The organism is Dellaglioa sp. CoH-56-MRSF-14 (assembly GCF_056782115.1).
In genome coordinates, this window is sequence record NZ_JBXAYB010000003.1 from 182,929 (window position 1) to 203,379 (window position 20,451).

Below are 20,451 nucleotides of genomic sequence, written 5' to 3' on the forward strand. Positions count from 1 at the left end.
TATGCAGAAGTTTCGTTTCGATCTAAAAAAATCAAAAATGACCTATCTTTATTACATTATCATTTTTGCAATTTTAGCTGTTCTTATTTTTGGAACTTACAAACTAGCTGGATACTCTTTAATTCAAAGTCATGATCCTGCTGAACAGCATCTACCTGTATTAGAAAATTATCGTCAACTACTTGGTGAATTCATCAACCATCCCTTTCAACCACTCCAAATGTGGTCTTGGAAATTAGGGCTTGGCGCAGATCAATTTCAAACATTTGCTTATTACGTTATTGGAGACGTATTCGCCTATATTACGCTATTATTTCCCTCAAGTGCCGTTGTGACTATTTACCAGCTCACACTCATTTTGAGGTTATTTTGCGTGGGGCTATCATTTATCTTCTTTGCGAGACACTTTAAATTAACGAATAGCGCGATCTTAGGTGGGGCAATCATTTATACCTTCACTTCTTTTTCACTTTATTCATCCCTAATGCAACCTTTTTTCCTAACACCATTCATTCTTTTTCCACTTATAATTGTCGGAATAGAAAAAATTTTACAAGGGTTTAAACCACATTTCTTCATTTTTGCTTTTTCATGGATGTTTATCAGTAACTTTTACTTCGCCATAGTCTTAGGCATCGGTGCTTTTGTATATTTAGTACTACGTTTCATTTATTATTATCGAAAAAATCTCAGTTTCTTTAAAACAGCGGGCACTTTTTTAATCAGTACAGTCATCAGTTTACTGATTTCTGCCTTTATCATGCTACCGTCAATTCTTGCGGTCTTTAGTTCAACTCGGTCAGGTGGTCTATTCGCAAATGGTTTGACCTCTTTCCCCGCTTATTACTACATTAATTTACCTGCTCAATTACTTGCTGGCGGAGTATCTTCTTTCTGGGTTAAATTTGGCTTTAGTAGTTTAGCTGTTCTAGCATTATTCCATCTGTTTTACCATTGGAAACACTACCCACTAATGACAACGAGTCTTTCAATTGGGTTGATTATGTTACTATTCCCAATGTTTGGTGCGATGTTTAATGGTTTTCAAGCCCCTTCTAATCGTTGGATTCTATTATTATTTGTTCCCATTTCACTTGGAAGTGCCTTCTTCATTGATTCTCTCAAAAAAATAACGTTGCCTGAAATTAAATACCTCAGTATTTGTCTTGGTATCTATTTACTTTTAGTATCATTACCCTTTTATATTAATGGGACGACAGAAATTTTCATTCCTGTTATCTTTTTAATTTCTTTTTTTGTCGCAATCTTACTTTACCGTCAAAATAAAAATTCTGGTCGAATCATATTCGGTCTTATCCTAGTGAACTTGATCTTTACTGGGGTTTCTTTTGCATCACCTTTCACTAACTTTTATAGTAAGACTTTAATGCCCTCTGGTAGTTACCAGAAACTATCATCTAATCTATTTGATGGATTAGATAATTCTCTTCCTAAATCTAACTCATTTCGTGTTTCAACGATTAGCCAAAATTATAACTTTGGTTCTAACTACATGTTACGAAATAATTTAAATAATGATTTAAATTTAATTAACTCATACTACTCGATTCAAAATGGCGCAGTCGGAGTATTTTCAAACAGGTTACAAAATGCTCAATATAACAATAATATTCCGATTGAAAATTTTGATGATCGAACAATCGCTAATAACTTTTTTGGCGTTAAGTATCTCTTTACTCATTCAAATGAGCCAAATGAGTCAAAGATCCCCTATGGTTATACATTACTCAAAACTAAATCTGAAAATAAAAATAAACCTGAGAAAACCAATCTTTATGAAACTAAGAATAATTTTCCATTAATTTATTGGCAATCTGATGTCACTTCAAATCAAAAAACTGCTAAATTATCCGCTTCTGATCAAGAACGTCAATTAGCTAAAGCCGTTAGTATCGCGGATACATCCGGATTTAACCAGAAACAATCAACATTTGATACTGAAAACGTTGCCTATACAATTGTAAAAACAGTGAACGCCGGAGAACCTAACGAAACAAAAACACGTATTACCAATAATCACTATCGTAATAATCCTGTTTCAGATAGCTATCAGATTGACATTAAGAACGCAAAAAAATATCAAAATTCTGAATTGCATCTTTCATTAACTAACATTAAGCACCAATCACTGTCCTCTAAAGAACAAGTGAATATGGCTATTTTTAATAATACTACGAAACCAGATAACCAGTTATTAGATACGAATGGTCCCCGGTCAGCACAGAAATCGCTTAGGAAGCAACTGACGACAGGTTCTTCCAATACAGGCTATTCGATCGGGGTTAAATCTAATTTAACGACTAATACGATTGAGCAATTGGGTATTGAAAATCTTTCTTTCTTTAAAGTTTTATCTGATGCTACCCTAAATATGGGCTATCAAAAACAAATGCCCAAAAGTTTGGATTTACTTTTATCAAATTCAGGGACTTACTCATTCAACCTTAAAATTACTGCCGTTCCGCTTGGTCAAACTTACACAAATGATGTTAAAAAAATCCAGAAAAATAAATTAAATTCATTAAAATTTGCTACAAATAGAGTTAGTGGCAAAATAACAACAAATAAATTAGGTATCCTAACATCATCTATCCCTTACTCTACAGGTTGGACAGCGACTGATAATGGTCATAGCGTGCCCGTTATTAAAACAAATAGCGCTTTTATTGGCTTAAAATTAAAAAAAGGAACTCATCATATCATTTATAGTTATCAAACACCTGGCTTATCAACTGGTTTTCTTTTAAGTGTTTTTGGCCTCATTGTTTGGGGGAGTTATAGTTTAACACCTCTAATTTGGAGACGTTTAAGAAGACTTTAATTAGACATAAATGATATTATTATGACCTCATCTACTAAATAAATCTATTAGGGGTTTACTATCTTGTTAAATAAAGTCAGTTATCTTAAAAATCGTTTAATCGTATTTACAACCATCTTTTTGATTAGTTTATTTTTAGTTCTTCCACAAATAATCAACCACAGTCTAGTCTTAGGTGGTGACTCGCTTTTTCATTTCAATCGTATTTACGATACCTATATCCAATTTAAAACAGGTAACTTTAGTTATTTTCAAACTAACTATGGTTTTTTACAGAGTGGTCGCATTATTAACGCCTTATATGGACCAGGTTTTGCTTATCTGTTAGGTATCTTACTCTTAATTGTTCATAATTGGATTTTATTTCAAATCATAACCTCCTTTTTAATTTTCTTTATTAGTGGTTACTCAATGTATTTTCTATCTAGAGAGCTTCAATCCTCTAAGAAAATTTCATTATTGATTGCTAGTCTATTTATGGGGAGTTTTTACGTTACCCGTTGGTCAATTAACCAGAATTTTATGTCTTGGGGCGTTATGCTAATGCCCTTAATTGTCATCCTCGGGCTTAAAATGATTAAAAATAATGCTAAGGATTTAAAAGTACTACCATTAGCATTATTGATTTCAGCGCTTATTCAAATTCATGTCTTAAGTGCCTTAATGTCGGTTGGCGTCATCTTTATCTTCTTTGTTGTCGGTTTTTACAAGACAAATCAAAAATTACAGCTTTTATCAAAATGTTTCTTAGCGGCCCTTCTAACTATTGTTCTAACCTTTAATGTTTGGGGCGCTATGCTAGAAATTTTCACAAGAAATACGCTGTACTCGCCTTACACTCACTTAGATATGGCTAGTGCTACAATGCGTTTTTCAACAACTAGCTATAGCGCTTCATCTATAGGACTATTTATGAGCGTTATTTTCATTTTACAATTTATTTTACTATTTTCTAGGTGGTCACAAGTATCACTTTCTAATAAGCTAATGACACTATTAGGAGCCTTATTTCTCCTGTTATCAACAAATCTTGTTCCTTGGACGACAATATCGAATCTAATACCACAGCTTCGAAGTTTTTTACAATTTCCTTACCGCTTTTATGGTTTTGCAACTGTCTTATTACTTGCTGGTTTTGGCAACTCTCTTTCTGAGCTACCTTCATTTAAGCCTAAAAAGTTTGGCGAGTTATTTTTAATCATTAGTAGTCTTTTTATTTTAGGTCAATCATATATTGATATTCAACAGCAAAATAAGCTCTGGAATTCCAATGATCCTCTTATTTATAAAGGGAGCGTTGTCGTTTCAAATCATCTAACGAGTGATCAAATTAGAACTAATTTTACTAGTTCTGATTTATCAAAAGGATTAAAGGTGGTTAAAAAAATAGCCCCAGATTATTTACCAAATAATCAAGAACAAAAGACAACATATAATAAAAAAGAATACAAGAAAGATATTGTTAGGAATCGTCCTAATATCACTAAGACTGTTACAAAAAATGGTGATTTAATCCTTAAATGGCATGCGACAAAAAAAGGTGAATCCATCGCACTTCCTATTGTCGTTTATAATAATTCAGAGCTCTCCTTAAATGGAAGTCAATTACACCGATTATCTCTATCTGCATTAGGTGTCCCTACTGTTAAGGCAACAAAAAAAGGGAGTAATCGTGTAGTGCTTAGATATCAATCGGAAATGATCACTACATGGCGTTTGTTTTTCGTCATTTTAACTTGGATTATTAGTATTTTATCGATGATAACACTCCATTTTATAAATAGAAAACTAGACAAAAATAGTGTTCATAAATGACAAGTCCACTCTAACTGTTGTTGGTAATAGCGTAAAAGCTATTACCAACAACAGTTTTTTCATACCAAAAAGTCCCCAAAAGTCATGAGACTTTTGGGGACTTTTTGGTATGAGATTTTTTAGCTAGTCTTGTTGTAAAATGTCACGGACTTTAGTTGACAATAAATCAATAGCAACTGTATTTGCGCCACCTTCTGGCACAATAATATCCGCATAGCGTTTCGTTGGTTCAATGAATTGATTATACATTGGTTTAACCGTTTTAACGTATTGATCAATAACTGATTGTAATGAGCGACCACGTTCCTTCATATCACGTGTGATACGGCGAATAATACGTAAATCATCATCTGTATCAACAAAAACTTTAATATCCATTAAACTTCTGAGCTTTTCGTCCCCTAGAATTAGAATTCCTTCAACAATGATAACATCTTGAGGTTCTGTTCTGATCGTCTCACTTGAACGAGTAAACTGTGTGTAATCATAAACAGGCATATCAATTGCTTCATTATCCAACAATTGTTCCAAATCACTAATCATCTGTTCGTTGTCAAACGCGAGTGGATGATCATAGTTCACTGCTTTACGTTCTTCCATACTCATTTCAGCTTGATCATTATAATAAGTATCTTGTTGTAAAATCATGATTGATTCGCCAGCTAATTGTGAATAAATAGCATTACTAACCGTCGTCTTACCGCTACCAGTACCACCTGTTACACCAATAATAATGGGACGTTTTGTTCTTTTGCTCATGCTTTAGAAATCCTCCATTTATTCGAAACGTTCAGGTTCTTGCTGACTATCTCCAAATCGATAAGCAACGGCATCTAATATTCGTTTAGCTGCTTGCCCATCTCCATAAGGATTTTTAGCATTTGCCATTCGTTCGTACTCTGTCTTATTAGTTATTAATGATAGCATGGTTTCTTTGACTTTCACAGGGTCAGTTCCAACTAACTTCAATGTACCCGCCTTCACGCCTTCCGGACGTTCTGTGTTATCACGTAAAACAAGAACTGGTTTTCCTAATGATGGCGCCTCTTCTTGAACACCACCTGAATCCGTCATAATAAAGTAACTTTTTGCAGCGATATTATGAAAATCAACCACATCAAGCGGTTCAATTAGATGAACGCGCTGTTCTCCACCTAAGACTTCTTCGGCTAAATCTTTAACAACTGGATTTAAATGAACCGGATAAACGACTTCAACATCTGGCTGATCTTTAACGACAGATTTAATCACTTCGAAAACACGACGCATAGGTGCACCTTGGTTTTCACGACGATGCATCGTGAGTAAAATCATTTTATTCGCAGGATTTACTTCTGATAGAACATCATGGTCATACTCTTTTTGAACTGTTTGTTTTAAAGCATCGATGGCTGTGTTACCTGTTACAAAAATATTTTCTTTTGGATGATTTTCTAATAACAGATTAGTTTTGCTTTGCGAAGTTGGGGCAAAGTACATATCTGCCAGTACATCTGTTAGTTGACGGTTCATTTCTTCTGGAAACGGTGAATACTTATCCCAAGTCCGTAATCCCGCTTCAACGTGTCCAATTGCCACTTGATTATAAAAAGCTGAAATACTAGCGGCGAATGTTGTTGTTGTATCACCATGAACTAAAATAATATCAGGCTGCTCTACTTTAATAACATCATCTAATTTTTGTAAAACATTTCGAGTTGTATCACTTAATGTCTGGTTAGCGTGCATCACATTCAAATCATAATCTGGCGTTATTTTAAATATCTCTAAGACTTGGTCCAACATTTGGCGATGTTGTGCTGTTACGACAGTTACTGTTTCAAACTCCGTCGTACGTTCTTTTAACTCTAAGACAACAGGTGCCATTTTTATTGCTTCTGGACGCGTCCCAAAAACAGTCATCACTTTTACTTTTTTCATAATTGGCCTCCTCAATGATTATATTAGTTACTATTATACCAAAGAAAAGACAAAATTCTGATTTTGTTAACAAAAATTTAATAGCCTAATTATTAATCATTTTCTCATTAATATGTTATCATTATTTCATAAATAAATTTGGAGGTCTTTCTATGTCAAAAATAAATTTTGAAGATCAACTTAAAAAATATGCTGAATTAATCGTCAAAGTCGGTGTTAACGTCTCAAAAGGCCAAACAATCGTCCTACAAATTTCCGTAACCCAACAAAAATTAGCTCATTTAATCGTCAATGAAGCTTATGCTGCTGGCGCAAGTGAAGTTATCGTTAAATGGGCAGATAGTCATGTCTCGAAATCATTCCTTGAATTTGCTCCACTAGACCGTTTAGTCGACGTTCCTGGTTATGCAACCTCAGAAGTTGAAGATTGGGTTGCTAAAAAAGCATCTCGCATCTCAGTCATGTCAGATGATCCTGATGCCTTTGCTGGTATCCCTTCTGAAAAGATTGCCTCACGCCAAAAAGCTATGGGTCAAGCTCTACGTCCATTACGTAAAGCAACTCAAAATAATGACGTTAGTTGGACTGTAGTCGCTGCCGCAGATACTGCTTGGGCTGAACTCGTTTTTCCTGAATTAAAAGGCGAACTTGCTGTTTCACGACTTTGGGAAGAAATTTTTAAAACAACACGTATTGATCATGAAGATCCAATTGAAGCATGGCATCAACATGATTTAACATTGCGCACAAAAGCTGAAGAATTAAATAAAGAACAATTTTCTGCTTTACATTATGTTGCCCCAGGGACAGATATCGTCATCGGTCTCCCTAAAAATCATTTGTGGGAAGGCGCCGGTTCATTTGATGCACAAGGTCATGAATTCATGGCTAACATGCCTACCGAAGAAGTTTTCACCGCACCTGATTCTAGACGTATTGATGGTTACATTTCTTCAACAAAACCATTAAGCTACGCAGGAACTACTTTGAGTGGTATGAAATTTACTTTTGAAGCAGGTAAGGTTGTTAAAGCAACTGCTGAACAAGGTGAAGAAGTTTTACAGCACTTACTAGAGACTGATGATGGCGCAAAATCATTGGGTGAAGTTGCTTTAGTTCCAGACCCTTCTCCAATTTCACAATCAGGAATAACGTTCTTTAATACATTATTCGATGAAAATGCCAGTGACCATTTAGCGCTTGGCTCCGCTTATCCCTTCTCTATTAAGGATGGTACTAAAATGAACGATACTGAATTAGCCGCTGCTGGTTTAAATTTAAGCCAAACGCACGTTGACTTCATGGTCGGCTCATCTGACATGTCAATTGATGGGCTTCGTGAGGATGGCAGTACAGTACCCGTTTTCCGTAATGGGGATTGGGCATAAATGATCACATAAAAAGGTATAAACTAGCATTTCTGTTAGTTTATACCTTTTTCACTACTACTTATTTTATTGATTAGGTTTTTGTAACCCAAATTCAGAAAGTATATCTTAATATAGTATATTAAAATCATATGTTTGTTTATATTAAATGTCATTTTTATAATCCCTATAAGTAAAGGTAATAAAAGCTAAGCTACTAATCACCCACGCTGCAATAACCATCATTAGTCGAGGTTTAGTAATGATTTTTGAATGATAACTAAGCGTTACTCTATTGATACCTTTTTTTGTTGCTTTAATCGTTGGACTACCTATATTTGATAAGGTAATCTTTTTTATATTAAGCTTAGTTCCATTTAGTGTAACTTTTGAATTGTTATAAACAATAATAGGTAAGGACATTGTTTCTCCTATTTTTGTTGCAGTCCATCTAAGCGATAAATCACCCTTATCTGTCACTCTTTTTATAATATTTGACTTATTCATTATAATTTCATTTTTATATTCATTGTAAGGATCCTTGCTTAATTCTTGATTATTAGGTAAATAATCTGGAGTTGATTTTTGTGCTACCTCTAACCCTTTTTTTAAATCACGATTAGTAAAAGCATTTCTTATTTGGACAGTACTTAAAGAATCTGGGGTTGTAACATGTCCTTTAGCTATAATTGACTCATTTGAATTCCAAATTTCATTTTTAGTCTGAATATCACTATACGATTGCCCTAAAATAAAAATACTTCCGACAATTAAAAACAATGAACAATTTTTCTTTGCATTCGGCGAAGGTAACGTAGAAATTGTAGCACTGAACCCCGCTACTAATAGAATCGTAGTAAAACTATCAAATCGATAAGGAAACTGTAAAAAACTTTGTAACTGTGGAATTAATATAGATATCCTAGTCCACGGAAATAAATTTGTAGTTAGAGCAAGAAAAATAGCTCCTATTATAGTAACAATCTTATTAGCTAGAGATAATTCTTTTCTTTTTGAAAACAACCAAACAATTTGTAACACAAAAATGATACTCATAACCAATCCAAACTGTGTACCACTATAGTTACCAGTTGAAAGGTTCATGGTTGAACCAGACATGTTTGAATTGGCAAATGGTGAATATATTTTATTATTTGAGAAAACATCCAACATAGCTCCCCAAACATTAAAGGTCAGAACTAACGCCAGTAAACTGGCTAGAAAACATTTTAATAAAAGTTGTAATTTCTGGTTAGTTTGAATAAAGCCAATGAAAAAGAATACAACTAAAACGCCAATTGACATTAAGGCGCTTAAGACGTGAATTTGGATTAGCACTGAAACTGCTAATGCTAAAGGTAGTACTTTTAAATCCTTAGCATTATTTTTAATCATTTTAAGCCCAAGAATGACAATCAAAGGCATCAACATAACGCCCCATATCATAAAATTCTGATAGATTGACCATCGAGTGATATAGAAACTACCCATAAAAAGACTAGCAGCTAAGACTGAATTTTTTTTAGTCGCTTTCAATTCTCTAGATAGAAAATACATTGAAAATCCACTAATAAAGAAAATTATGAATGACGTGACAATTTCAAATTTAATCCAACTATGCACGATACCTAGTAATCCACCTAAAAGGTAAGTAAACCCTGGTCCATATAAGGCATTAACAATTCGACCACTTTGTTGAAAACCGTAATTAGATTGAAAATAATTAAAGTTACCTGTTTTAAGCTGCATATAATCATCATAGATACGGTTAAAATGGAATAGAGAATCAGCACCAACTACTAAACTATTATTAAGTATCTGCGGAACTGTCAGAAAAAAACTTAATATAAAAATAACGCAAAATACCGTTCCATATTTTTTTAAAGATTCAAACTTATTTATCAAGCTATTTACTCCCAAATAAAATTATTTAATGGTTTAATTATAACAATAGAAAATTGTGCTGTCACTCAAGAAATATAATATTGCTAGAACTAAAAGATCAATATCTATGAAACTACTGACACCTTAGCCATGTTGTAAATGAAAATTATGACTATGAATTTAAAAATCTACAATAGTAATAATTGACTTATTTATTTTTGCCATTTACAATGAAGTAATCAGCCTTTTTGTCTCTGTAGCTCAGCTGGATAGAGCAACCGCCTCCTAAGCGGTAGGTCATCAGTTCGACTCTGATCAGGGACATCTTAAATAAATTTTCCGCCTTATAGGTTACAAGACTTCGGTATACTGCCGAGCTTTTGTAACCTATTTTTTATATATTTAACTTGTAAGTGCTATTTATTTTATCCTTGAAATTGTAGCAGTAGAAGAATTACTATTATATAAATTGTATTAATGAATGCAATTAATATAAATAACAACATACCACATAGACGATAACCAATATTTTTCTGAAAAAAGGGTAGTCTTTCAATATAAGTTCCAATGCCAATCATACCCGTCCCCACTAACCACATGCCAATCGTTAAATTCACAACTATTAACCATGGTTCAATTAAACACAACACGATACTAACAATTCCTACCCATTTCATTTCATTATTTACAGGTTTAAACCTTTTTCTCATCGGAAAGACCTTCTTCCACGTTATATATATTTGTTTAACAATTTTTTTAAGGTCTAAAACACATCATTTTATCCAATCTTTTCTAAACTATCTTTAAGATTTCGATAATTGTACACCTAATATTATTTTTCCACTAAGCAATAAGACTTTCGCAAATAAAAAAATACTGTTTAAGCAAACAATCATTGCTTAAACAGTATTTTAAATCGCATCGAAATTTTATATCTTCAATTTTTCCAGTTTATAATTCGACACCATTTGTTTTAATAACATTTTGATACCAATAGAACGAATCTTTTTTCAATCGATTTAGCGTCCCGTTACCTTCGTTATCTCGATCTACGTAAATGTAACCATAGCGTTTCGCCATTTCGCCTGAGCCTGCGCTAATTAAATCGATACAGCCCCATGATGTGTAACCTAGACAAGAAACCCCGTCTGCAATCGCCTCACCCATTGCTTCAATATTTTCACTTAGATAAGAAATGCGATAATCATCATGAATTTTATTGCCTTCTTCCACAACATCTTTTGCACCTAATCCATTTTCAACAACAAATAATGGTTTCTGATAACGATCATAAATTTGATTCATCGTTGTTCTCAAACCAAGGCCATCTGTTTGCCAGCCCCATTCGCTTGTCTTTAAGTAAGGATTTTTTAAGCTATCAAAGACATTTGCTGCTGTTTTATCAGTCATCTCAGGATCAGCGCTTGCTAATCTTGATGAATAATAGCTAAATGAAATGAAATCAACTGTATTTTCTAATAAATCTTTTTCGTCGGTATCTGCCATTTTAATTTCTATACCCATATCTTTAAATAATCTTGCCGAATAACTTGGGTAGTAGCCACGTGACTGAACATCAATAAAGAAGTATCCTTCCCGATCCTTTGTCATTGCTTCAAATACATCTTTTGGATTAGGTGTATTGGGATAGGTAACCCCAGCCGCTAACATACACCCTATCTTAAAATCAGGATTAATTTCGTGTGCTAATTTTGTCGCAAGCGCAGAGGCAACTAATTGATGATGTGCCGCTTGATATTTGATTTGGTCAGGATTATCAATCCCTTCCAAATCTAATCCACCGCCCAATAACGGAATGTGTAAAATCATATTAATTTCGTTAAATGTTAACCAATACTTAACCTTATCCTTATAACGCATAAATAAGACGCGTGAAAAGTTTAAGTAATTATCAATCATTCGACGGTCAGCCCAACCATTCATTTTTTTCAACATCCCTAACGGCGTATCGAAATGGTTAATTGTTACTAACGGTTCCATCCCTAATTCGTTACAAAGATCGATAACTTTATCATAGAATTCTAGCCCTTTTTCGTTTGGTTCTTTTTCATCACCTTGTGGAAATATCCGTGGCCAACTAATTGACATTCTGAAGGTTTTGAAACCCATTTCTGCCATTAATCGTAAATCTTCTTCATAATGATGATAAAAATCAACAGATTCATGACTAGGATAAAAATCTTCTTTCATCTGCATCGCTTCTTTTACATTAAATAAATAATCCCAGCGACCATGGTGTGCGTCTGGTAATATATCTACTAATGACAGGCCCTTACCATCAACATCATAGGCCCCTTCAAATTGATTAGCGGCCGTTGCGCCACCCCATAAAAAGTTATCTGGAAAATTTGATTTTGTCATCTTATTGACCTCCTGAATTAATTTCTAAATCTAATAAATCAGTACCAACAATTATTTCTGACTGGTCTTTAGCAAGTGGTTTAATTTTTTTATATTTTGGTGTGTTCGTCACGATAATTGGCGTAATAATTTCATATCCTGCCTGTTTAATACCTTCAATATCGAATTTAAGTAATAAATCGCCTTTTTTTACGACGGTATCAATTTCTGTTTGAATTTCAAAATACTTACCTTCTAATTCAACTGTATCCATTCCGATATGCATTAAAATTTCGGCGCCATCGTCTGTCACCATACCAACTGCGTGTCCTGTTGGAAAAACTAATGTTATTTTACCATCAGCAGGTGCGTATAATTGACCAACTTCAGGTAGAATTGCGATACCGTCACCCATAATACCAGAACTAAAGACAGGGTCTTTAACCTCTGATAAAGGTAATACTTCGCCTTTAAGTGGGCTACCAAGGATTTCTCCACTCATTTCTACTTCTACAGGTACTACTGACGTTGTTACTTTTGTTTCAGCAACAGCAACGGGTACTTCTTGATCTTCCTTTGTTAAACCGAACATAAGTGTTAAGACATATGCCAATACGAATGAAACAACGATTGCTATCAGCACAGCGTAGAATGACATATCAATTCCTGTCTTAGGATTCAAGTAACTTGGAATAGAGAAAATGCCTAATCCACCAACCATGTATCCTTTTGTCCCAAATACACCAAGAACCATGCCACCAATAGCGGCTGAAATACATGTAATAATAAATGGTTTTTTACGAGGTAACGTAATTCCGTAAATAGCGGGTTCCGTAACACCAAAGATTCCTGAAATAAATGAAGAATAGCCAAGACCTTTTAGTTTTTTATTTTTTGTTTTAATTGTAATTGCCAATACTGACCCAATTTGAGCGAACGTTGTCCCTAGCATAAGTGCTAAAATTGGATCTGAGCCTGTTGTTGAAATGTTAAGTAAGGCAAGTGGAACAAGTCCCCAATGTAACCCGAAGATAACAAGTACTTGCCATAAGCCACCAAGAACTGCGCCAGCGGCAATTGGACTAAATGTGTATACAGCTGTAAATCCGGTTGCCACAATATCACTAGCCCAAGTTGTTATGGGACCTATAAAGATAAATGTAATAGGCACAACAACAAGTGCTGTTAACATTGGCACTAAGAATGTTCGTACAACTTCTGGTATCACTTTTTTGAAGAATGGTTCCACTTTTGATGCAAACCAAATTGATACAATAATAGGTACAACTGATGATGCGTAACTCATCATGATTACTGGAATCCCCAAGAATGTCATATAGATTGGTGATTCAAAAATTGTTCCTGCAAATAAAGTGTACAGCACTTTTCCACCTGAAGCGGCTAGTGTTGCTGGCAATTGTGCCACAATAGTTGGGTAAACTAAGGATGCACCAATAACCATTGCCAACAATGGATTAACGTGGAATTTTTTACTAGCACTGTAAGCTAAGATAATCGGGAAGAAATAAAAGAAAGAATCTCCTAATGCATTTAAAATAATATACGTTCCAGATGTCGGTGCCACCCAGCTAAATGCGACTAGTAATGAAACTATTCCTTTGATCATCCCTGTTGCAGCTAAAACACCTAGAGCTGGTGCAAAGATACCTGAAATCATATCAATAAAGGCATCAAGCGGTTTCATTTTTTCGCCATCATTATCTGGCACAATGCCATCACCATCAAGTCCGCTACCTTTAACTAATGCATCATAAACTTCCGGAACTTGATTTCCAACAACCACTTGGTACTGGCCGCCACTTTTAACAACGGTCACTACGCCGTCCATATTTTTCAACATATCGGTATTGGCCTTAGATTCATCTTTTAATTTAAATCTTAGTCGGGTTGTACAATGGACTACGCTATTAACGTTAGCTTCGCCACCTACATTTTTTAAAATATCTTTAGCTAATTTTTCGTAACTCATCACAATCACTCCTTTATATTTTTTATAAATTAAAACCCAGTTATCCATTTCAACTCAAAAAATACGAGTTTGCATGGATAACTGGGTTTATGCTTGCTTATAAATGGCAATAACACACCTAATTATCAATTTATTTAATTTTCTGTTTGCCGATGGGTTACTCGCCAGATATGTAAAACTAGATAAACTTGTTCGTCTGCTTGTAAATCCCAATCGGCCCGTTCTCGAATATACTGCACGATTTTTTCCACTGTTTCGTACACTTGTGGATACCGACTAATCATCATGGCGAGCAACTCAGGGTCAAGTTCTGCACGATCAATCTCAGTATTATGAAAATGCCTAATGAATAAATAGCGTAAATGTGAGACAAATCGACTATAATTAAATGATTTTTCGTCGAGAATAATACCAGTATCTAATTGAATAATATTAACAATTCCCGAAATGAGTTCTGTCAGCTTCATCGATTCTTGAACAGCATGTCCGCCTTCTTTGACGTTAATCAAATGATAGGTTAATAAAATCAATTCATTATTTTGAACCGTAATGTCAAATTTTGATTCGATTTCTTTAATACCAACCTTTGCAGCTTGGAATTCACTTGGAAATAATTTTTTCATTTCCCAATGAACAGATCGGTCATTTAAAAACATTTCTTCACGATTTTTTTGTAATGAATATTGAAAATGGTCCACTAAAATCAAAAATTGAACATCATCAAATGTCACATCAATTAATGGCTCTACTACTCCAACAAAAGTTGTCGTAACTTCCAAAGTTTCTGCATCAAATCCTGAAATTAATTTCATTGTATCTGAATCTTCTTCAGCTTTAAACCGTCGGTCAATCTGGTCCTTATCGATATTATCTCCAGCATGATAACCGAATCCAATACCGTTACCAATGACCACCCACTCAACATTGTCGGATGATTCAACTAAAGCTGCATTATTATTAAAATTTTTTACGAACTTCACATCAAACCGACCCCTTCCCATAAAAAATGACCTACAAATACAGATATTTTCATATCTACATCAATAGGTCATGCCTGATCGAATCAGTAACACTCATTTCATATTTATTGTATCATTTATTGTAAGCGTTATCAATAGCTATTTAAATTACTTTATAACTTACTACCATTTTCTTTAATGACCTTTTGATACCAATAGAATGAATCTTTCTTATATCGTTTTAATTCTTTCGCACTTTCTTCATCACGATCAATATAAACAAAGCCATAGCGCTTTTGATAGCCATTTGACCAGCTCAATAAATCAGTGAAACTCCAAGTTGTATACCCAATGACTTTTACACCGTCTGAAATGGCTTCTTGAATGGCTTTAATATGTTCATTGATAAAGTAAATTCGGTAATCATCATGAATTGTATTGCCTTCTTCTAATTTATCATAAGCACCAAGACCGTTTTCAGTAATAAGAACAGGTAAGTCGTAACGACTATCAATTCTTCTCAGAGCAATTCTTAGCCCTTCAGGATCAATATTCCAATCCCAATCAGTTTGTTTTAAAAATTCATTATTAGTAGTCTTAAACATGCCTGGAACGCCACTTTCGGAGCTAGTCCCCTTTTTACCTGTATTATTTTCAGCAGCAAGTCCAACACCACCAACTAACGGATTAGCCGCAATTGTTTGGGTTTGATAATAATTTAAACCCATAAAATCTGGTTTTCCAGCAATTAAAAGAGCTTGATCTGCTTCTGTAACAGTAGGTGCAGTTCCACGTTCAGTTAACCATTTATAAATCATTTTTGGATAACGTCCATAAACATAAATATCCATCCAAAAATGAGCAGCATAATCTTCATAGTTAGTAGCCGCAACTTGGTTTTTAGGATCTCCATTAACTGCATAACCCGGGCTATAGGCAAAGCTAGGCCCAATTTCACCTTGATAATGACCTTCATGAAATGCCTTAATTGCTGAAGCATTTGCTAAATTAGCAATGTGATTTGCAGCATACATTCTTTTTTCATCATTTACTGCAGGCGGATGACTCTCCATTTGATAGCCATGAGAAATAAATACGTTTTGTTCATTTAATGATACCCAATATTTAACACGATCACTGAATGCATCAAAACAAGTTTTCGCATAATCCGTAAAATCAGTAATAATTTCACGAGATTCCCAACCAGCATATTCATCTTGTAATGCTTGTGGTAAATCCCAATGATAAAGTGTCACAACAGGTTCAATATTATTCGCAATTAACTCATCGATTAATCGATTATAAAAATCTATCCCCTTTTGATTAACTTTACCTTTTCCTTCTGGATAAATACGTGTCCAAGCAATTGAAAAACGGTAAGCTTTCAATCCTTGCTCCTTCATTAAGGCGACATCTTCTTTAAAACGGTGATAATGATCGACGGCTACATCACCATTTGTACCCTTAAATGTTTTCCCAGGAATTCTTACAAATTTATCCCAAACTGATAATCCTTTACCATCTTCTTGATACGCACCTTCAATTTGGTAAGCAGCTGAGGAAGCCCCCCATAAAAAATCAGTTGGAAATTGACTCATTTTTTCATATTCCATTATCTATTCTCTCCTTAAAAATAATCACTTAATATCGGTTGTTCTTTAATTAATGCGCCATCGAATAACGTCACGTCGCCTGATACAAATCCATATTGTTTTAATTGTTTAAATGTTCGATACCCCATCATACTTCGTGTTAAATTTTGAATATCCGTTGTAAACGTAGTTGCTGAATTTTCAGTCTTTTCAACTTTTGTTTGTCCGTCTATTCGGCTAATTTGCCAATAGCCTTCATTAGCCTGAATAGTCGAATCTTGAACTTGAATCACAATTTGTGGAAAATCTTGCTGGTAAGGGTATCTGCTGAGAAAGTCTTCAACATTTACAATTCTTGCCATCATGTAAGGTTGCGTTGTCACTTCAACTTGAGGATTTGCCAGTACATCTGGAAATGGCTGTCCAATTGGACTCTCATAACTAAACCATTCGTATGCTGATTGATGCTTAAGCACAAAATTTTGTAATTGGAGCCAACTCTCACTTGTTTGATATATCCATTCAACGATTTTAAATTCATCAGTTTCTCTTTGATAAACAAGATAGCCTTCTGACTCATTTTTTTCATTATAATAGACCGCTACTTCCCAGTTAGGGTGTTTCTCCGCCGAATAAGTTAACCACCAATCTGGCCGTTCAATACCACCTTGTTGAGAGAGCTGATTCTGTTGGTATAATTTATTTAATTCCTCTTTTACATCCAAATAACGGTGACGTTCAACGTGACCTATGGCCTTAACTTTTAATCGTGGTAAATCCTTCGTATTCATCCGATATATCGTTTGATCAAATGTTGCTTCGTAACCGAATTTACGATAGAACGGATACGAAAATGGCGCTAAATACGATAATGTCGTTCCATTATCATACATCTCATCCAGAGCTAAATTCATTAATTGTCCAATACTACCCTGACCAGCAAATTCTGGATAACTTGCAACATAGCCAATACCACCCATTTTAAATTGAGTCCCGTGAAAATGAGTCGTAAATGGTGTATTAATCACACCGCTGACAACTTTCCCAGATTCAACTGAGCCCCAATCTGATGAATGCTCATAAAGTTTGCGAAAAAAGCTCTTTCTCTGTGCTGATACTTTTTTATTAAAGGCATAAATTGATAAATCAAAGTAACTTCCAAAATGAGTTTCATCTAACTTCATATTTGTCATGGATCTACTCAACTCCTTCTTCTGTACGAATTAACCTCTTTAAATATAGCACGGTTACCCTATTCGTGCAATCGCTTACAAAATTAGTCAATAAAAAAATCATCCAATTATTATTGGATGATCCTTCTCATTAATCAAAATGTTCTGCTTTTGGTTTGCGTCTTTTACCTTTATTTTTTTGATTTCTCAAACGAACTTTACGATGTGGTTTCTTTACTGGTTCATCAGATTGCTTTTGACCATCAACTGTTTTGGCTTTCACTTCAACTGGTTTAAGTTTCTTAGCTTTTGGTTCAGCCACACGTTCTGGTCTTTCTGTTACAATCGCACCATCATATAAGTAACCTTTTTCAATTTCAAATGGTGTATTTTTTAAATCTTGTTTTAAGGTACGTAGATCATGTTCATTTCCAAGATTAATAACCATCCCTTCAGCACCCATCCGGCCTGTCCGGCCGACACGATGAATATATGACGTCGTATCTTTAGGCATATCATAATTTACGACTGCGGGTAACATTGGAATGTCCAAACCTCGAGCGGCAACATCCGTCGTTAGTAATAATTTAATTTCATGCTTATGAAGTTGTGATAAAGCATTAGCACGATTAACTTGGCGTTGCTCGCTATCTAAGACAGCGACTGGTACATGATCATATTTTAATTTTTGAGCCATATCTTGTAACGATGATAGTTGGTTAAAGAAAACTAGTGCATAAAAATCTTCAACATTTGCTAAACGACGCAACGTTGATTGACGTTTACGCGTTGGTGTTTCAATTGAATAATGGTGAACGATACCTTGTGTTTGATCAACTTCACGAACATCATAAGTTGTCACATTAGCACCAAACCATTTTTTCAAATCATCTAATATTGCCGTTTCCGTCGCAGAAAAGAAACTTAATTGAATGCCTGCAGGTGCCTGGCTGATTAAATCACGACAAGTTGTTAGTGTTTCATCCGTTAATAAATCATCCGCTTCATCAATGACAACTGATTTAACTTTATGTAATTTAATTTTTTTATCTTCAGCTAAATTCAATAAGCGACCTGGTGTTCCGACAATAATCTCAGGTTTTTTCTTTAAATTTTCAATTTGGCGTTTCATATTAGCACCACCAATAATAGCTTGAACTTTTAAATCAAGTTCTTTAGCCCAAGGACGAATGACACCTGCTAATTGCATAGCTAATTCTTGTGAAGGTGCAATAATCAATAGTTGAATGCCATCTTTAGGTATTAATCTTTCGAGTAAAGGTAAGCTGAACGCTAATGTTTTACCAGAACCGGTTGGTGCTAATCCAAGGATATTTTCACCTGATTTTAGAGGTTCATAAACGGCTTCTTGGATGGGTGATTGTGTTTCAAAACCTTGTTCTTTAAAATATGCATCAAATTTTGGATTCATTTTAGTCTCTTTCTTTTAACTTCATAGGATTAGTTTTAATAATTAAGTATAGCATATAAAAAATAAGCTTCCATTGATTCACAGAAACTTATCTCAATAATTCTTATTTATGATCAGCTGGAAATTCAATTCCGGCACTTTTCCTTAAATCAAACAATACTTGATTAACTGTCACACTAAGTTTTTGCCATTTTATATAATCAGCTTTGTTCGTTACGTCATTGGGGTTATTGATGACTCTAGCAAAATCAATCGCTTCAGCTAACATCGGATTTTTAGCTGGTTTTTGACTAAGTAGTTCTTCTTTATCAGAGCCATCTCGATAAAGAACCTCATTTAATTCAGCTGCATTATCCATCACAATTGTGTCTTTTAGGCCATAGATTTCACTAGTTAAATATGAATTTGCTGTCTTACCAATATTTAAGGTCACTCTAAAATCTTCATAAGTTAGAATTGCGACACCTTTACCATCAACACCTGTTGGTAACATTGTTGGATAGTACTGAACTTCAAGTGGTGTACCAAACCAAGAAATAGCATTATAAACAACGTAAACACCTAAGTCTTGTAATGCACCACCAGAAAATTTTGGTGAGAAGATATTAGGTTCTTCACCTGCTAAAATAGCATCATAACGTGACGAATACTTCATATAAGTTAAAGTTGCGCCTTGGATGGTCTCTAGTTCAGTTACTTTTTGTTCAATAATTTTGAAATTATCTTGATGAATTTGTCGAGCTGCTTCAAATAATTGACTTCCAGGATGTTCCCTAAGAACCGTCTGAATAGCGGCCATTTCTGTTGGATTTGAGACCACTGGTTTTTCGGCAATAACTTTTTTACCAGCTTCAATCGCTAATTTAATTTGTTCAAAATGTAAACTATTCGGAGAAGCAATATAGATTACCTCAAATTTATCTGAATTTAAAAATTCTGTCATATTATCGTAAAAATTTGTTGCACCATATTTTTCACCAAAATCTTTGGCTTTTAATTCGGTTCTTGAATAGACACTAGTCAATTGAAATTCATTAGATTCATGCGCTGCTTCAACGAATTGACCTGTAATCCAATTTGTACCAATAATACCTAATTTAATCATACCCAATACCTC

14 protein-coding genes and 1 tRNA gene are annotated in these 20,451 nt (G+C 34.4%); 4 read left to right on the top strand and 11 right to left on the bottom strand.

Annotated elements, in window-relative coordinates:
- The first annotated feature begins 1 nt into the window (after window position 1).
- A complete protein-coding gene (locus AC1RPX_RS04560) occupies window positions 2–2,842 on the top strand; it encodes a YfhO family protein (protein ID WP_481761552.1) in 2,841 nt (946 codons plus the stop codon).
- A 63-nt stretch (window positions 2,843–2,905) separates the two neighbouring features.
- Window positions 2,906–4,657: an MFS transporter gene (locus AC1RPX_RS04565; protein ID WP_481762185.1), complete on the top strand. Its 1,752-nt coding sequence runs from the start codon at window positions 2,906–2,908 to the stop codon at window positions 4,655–4,657.
- A gap of 123 nt (window positions 4,658–4,780) precedes the next feature.
- On the opposite strand, the gene udk is transcribed toward AC1RPX_RS04565, so the two are convergent.
- Both udk and wecB read right to left on the bottom strand, forming a co-directional pair.
- The gene (gene udk, locus AC1RPX_RS04570; protein ID WP_481761554.1) at window positions 4,781–5,416 is read right to left on the bottom strand and encodes a uridine kinase; all 636 of its coding nucleotides are present in this window, start codon (window positions 5,414–5,416) and stop codon (window positions 4,781–4,783) included.
- A gap of 18 nt (window positions 5,417–5,434) precedes the next feature.
- Window positions 5,435–6,577, bottom strand: coding sequence for a non-hydrolyzing UDP-N-acetylglucosamine 2-epimerase (wecB, locus tag AC1RPX_RS04575; RefSeq protein WP_481762184.1), 1,143 nt, complete (start codon window positions 6,575–6,577; stop codon window positions 5,435–5,437).
- Between the two features lie 152 nt (window positions 6,578–6,729).
- On the opposite strand from wecB, the gene AC1RPX_RS04580 reads away from it, so the two are divergent.
- Window positions 6,730–7,965 (top strand): aminopeptidase, encoded by a 1,236-nt coding sequence (locus tag AC1RPX_RS04580; protein ID WP_481761556.1) that lies wholly within the window; start codon window positions 6,730–6,732, stop codon window positions 7,963–7,965.
- Between the two features lie 144 nt (window positions 7,966–8,109).
- On the opposite strand, the gene AC1RPX_RS04585 is transcribed toward AC1RPX_RS04580, so the two are convergent.
- Window positions 8,110–9,849 (bottom strand): DUF6541 family protein, encoded by a 1,740-nt coding sequence (locus AC1RPX_RS04585; protein WP_481761557.1) that lies wholly within the window; start codon window positions 9,847–9,849, stop codon window positions 8,110–8,112.
- Window positions 9,850–10,078: 229 nt separating this feature from the next.
- Between AC1RPX_RS04585 and AC1RPX_RS04590 the strand changes: the two genes are divergently transcribed.
- Window positions 10,079–10,152, top strand: a tRNA-Arg gene (locus AC1RPX_RS04590).
- Between the two features lie 101 nt (window positions 10,153–10,253).
- Here the strand turns inward: AC1RPX_RS04590 and AC1RPX_RS04595 are convergent.
- From AC1RPX_RS04595 to AC1RPX_RS04630, 8 genes are all read right to left on the bottom strand, one after another.
- Window positions 10,254–10,538, bottom strand: a complete 285-nt coding sequence (locus tag AC1RPX_RS04595; RefSeq protein ID WP_481761558.1) for a hypothetical protein — start codon at window positions 10,536–10,538, stop codon at window positions 10,254–10,256.
- 241 nt (window positions 10,539–10,779) lie between these two features.
- Window positions 10,780–12,210 carry a 6-phospho-beta-glucosidase gene (locus AC1RPX_RS04600; RefSeq protein WP_481761559.1) on the bottom strand — a complete coding sequence of 477 codons (1,431 nt, stop codon included), beginning with the start codon at window positions 12,208–12,210 and terminating at the stop codon, window positions 10,780–10,782.
- A 1-nt stretch (window position 12,211) separates the two neighbouring features.
- Complete coding sequence (locus AC1RPX_RS04605; RefSeq protein WP_481761560.1) at window positions 12,212–14,179, bottom strand: beta-glucoside-specific PTS transporter subunit IIABC; 1,968 nt, start codon at window positions 14,177–14,179, stop codon at window positions 12,212–12,214.
- Window positions 14,180–14,313: 134 nt separating this feature from the next.
- On the bottom strand, window positions 14,314–15,159 hold the full coding sequence (locus tag AC1RPX_RS04610; protein WP_481761561.1) for a PRD domain-containing protein: 846 nt from the start codon (window positions 15,157–15,159) through the stop codon (window positions 14,314–14,316).
- Between the two features lie 152 nt (window positions 15,160–15,311).
- Window positions 15,312–16,751, bottom strand: a complete 1,440-nt coding sequence (locus AC1RPX_RS04615; RefSeq protein ID WP_481761562.1) for a glycoside hydrolase family 1 protein — start codon at window positions 16,749–16,751, stop codon at window positions 15,312–15,314.
- A 14-nt stretch (window positions 16,752–16,765) separates the two neighbouring features.
- Window positions 16,766–17,923, bottom strand: a complete 1,158-nt coding sequence (locus tag AC1RPX_RS04620) for a GNAT family N-acetyltransferase (RefSeq protein WP_481761563.1) — start codon at window positions 17,921–17,923, stop codon at window positions 16,766–16,768.
- Between the two features lie 130 nt (window positions 17,924–18,053).
- Complete coding sequence (locus AC1RPX_RS04625) at window positions 18,054–19,334, bottom strand: DEAD/DEAH box helicase (protein ID WP_481761564.1); 1,281 nt, start codon at window positions 19,332–19,334, stop codon at window positions 18,054–18,056.
- Between the two features lie 103 nt (window positions 19,335–19,437).
- Window positions 19,438–20,439 carry a Gfo/Idh/MocA family protein gene (locus AC1RPX_RS04630; RefSeq protein ID WP_481761565.1) on the bottom strand — a complete coding sequence of 334 codons (1,002 nt, stop codon included), beginning with the start codon at window positions 20,437–20,439 and terminating at the stop codon, window positions 19,438–19,440.
- Window positions 20,440–20,451 lie beyond the last annotated feature (12 nt).